This is a genomic window from Ferruginibacter sp. (genome assembly GCF_014377975.1).
GTDB lineage: Bacteria > Bacteroidota > Bacteroidia > Chitinophagales > Chitinophagaceae > Ferruginibacter.
On the sequence record NZ_JACMOO010000239.1, the window covers coordinates 1 to 1,846 of the forward strand.

Annotated in this window: 3 protein-coding genes; all 3 read right to left on the bottom strand. The window is 39.2% G+C overall.

Annotated elements, in window-relative coordinates; all coding sequences use genetic code 11:
- Positions 1–66: 66 nt before the first annotated feature.
- Positions 67–828 (bottom strand): 1-(5-phosphoribosyl)-5-[(5-phosphoribosylamino)methylideneamino]imidazole-4-carboxamide isomerase, encoded by a 762-nt coding sequence (gene hisA / locus H7254_RS12680; RefSeq protein ID WP_301933317.1) that lies wholly within the window; start codon positions 826–828, stop codon positions 67–69.
- Positions 829–848: 20 nt separating this feature from the next.
- Entirely contained in the window at positions 849–1,448 is a 600-nt protein-coding gene (gene hisH, locus H7254_RS12685) for an imidazole glycerol phosphate synthase subunit HisH (RefSeq protein WP_301933318.1), read from the bottom strand.
- The coding region (locus H7254_RS12690) for a tryptophan synthase subunit alpha (RefSeq protein WP_301933319.1) at positions 1,449–1,846 on the bottom strand (398 nt) is incomplete at its 5' end.

Below are 1,846 nucleotides of genomic sequence, written 5' to 3' on the forward strand. Positions count from 1 at the left end.
GGATGCCGCATTTTTATCAGTCCTATTTATAGCTTCATTCATGCCAGTGGTTTGTGTCACTATTATTTAAAGTGAAGGTATACTGCTGTTTAAACTTTTCAACTGTTGCAAGGTTATTCGTCCTTCATAAATAGCCTTTCCGATAATGATGCCGGTACAACCAATTTCGATGAGGTCTTCTACATCTTTAATGTTGCTAACGCCGCCACTTGCAATCAGGTGTATTCCTGTACATTCTTTAATGATGTTTTTGTAAAGATCCATCGATGGCCCTTCCAGCTTTCCATCCTTACTAACATCGGTACAAAATATTGATTGAATTCCCTTGTCAAGATACTTTCTTATAAAATCGTACACCCAAATTTGGGTAGTCTCCAGCCAGCCGTGGATGGCAATCTTTTCCTCTTTAACATCGGCACCCAATAAAAATTTATTTGCACCAAAACTGTCGAGCCAACTAGTAAAAAGTTCCTCGTTTTTTACTGCAATACTGCCAACAGTTGCATAAGCAGCACCAGAATTAAATATAATGTTTACGTCGTTTTCTGTGGTAATGCCTCCGCCAAAATCAATCACCATTTTAGTTTGGGTAGCCAGTTTTTCTAATACCTTCCAATTGGTAACCTTACCCGCTTTTGCACCATCCAAATCAACCAGGTGCAGGCGGGTTAAACTTGCATCTTCAAACATTTTAGCCACTTCCAGGGGATGCTCGTTGTAAATCTTTTTTTGAGAATAATCGCCCTGCGTTAACCGAACACATTTACCATCGATAATGTCGATAGCCGGTATGATAACTGTCTTACTATTAAAAATGGATTGTTGCATGATGTTAACTAACCGATGAATTATAAATCGCCTGTAATAAAATTTTGTAAAATTTGCTGTCCGGCTTTTGCACTTTTTTCAGGGTGAAATTGAACCCCATAAAAATTATTCTTGTGCAAACCCGAACTGTAGGGTTTAATGTAATCGGTAGTGGCAATAGTATGGTCGCCCAGAGCTGCATAATACCCATGTACGAAATAGCAAAAGCTGCCATCGTCCACCGAAGTAAACAATGGGGTTTTCAAATCATAAATATTGTTCCAGCCTATTTGCGGTACTTTAAATTGACTGATAGAAGGCGACACAAATTTTTTCACTTCTTCATCAAAAATTCCAAGACATGTTGTATCATTTTCCTGGCTGTAGCGGCACATTAACTGCATGCCCAGGCAGACCCCGAGAACCGGTTGTTTAAGCCCTTTAATCACTTTATCAAGGTTTCGTTCCCGCAAGTAATTCATGGCAGTACTTGCCTCACCAACACCCGGAAATATTACTTTGTCTGCCGAAGTTATTTCATCAACATTATCTGTAACCTGTGCATGCACACCTATACGGTCAAGAGCAAAAAGTACTGACCTTATGTTACCGGCATTGTATTTTATGATAGCTAATTTCATTTATAAAATGGTCTGTAAAAAGTCTTTAGTATCTGCTGTAATATTGGTTGAATGCTCAATTGCCTGAATATATGCACTGCCAATAATAGCCCCATTGGTATGTTTACACGCAGCCTCAAAAGTTTCCCTATCCTTTATGCCAAAGCCAACCAGTATAGGATTTTTCAACTTCATTAATTGCAGCTTTTCAAAATACGCCTGCTGGTCGTTAATGTTTTTGTTGCTGCCTGTTGTGGACGAAGAGGATACCGCATAAAGAAAACCAGTACTTAATGCATCAATATTTCTAAGCCGCTCATCTCTAGTTTCGGGTGTAACCAGAAAAATAAGATCAAGGTTATTGTTGCGGATGATGTTGCCGTATTCAGTCATGTATTCATGCATGGGCAGGTCAGGCA

Excerpts from the sequence above, each read along its gene's own strand:
- hisA (WP_301933317.1), bottom strand. The coding sequence starts at position 828 with ATGCAACAATCCATTTTTAATAGTAAGACAGTTATCATACCGGCTATC.
- hisH (WP_301933318.1), bottom strand. The coding sequence starts at position 1,448 with ATGAAATTAGCTATCATAAAATACAATGCCGGTAACATAAGGTCAGTA.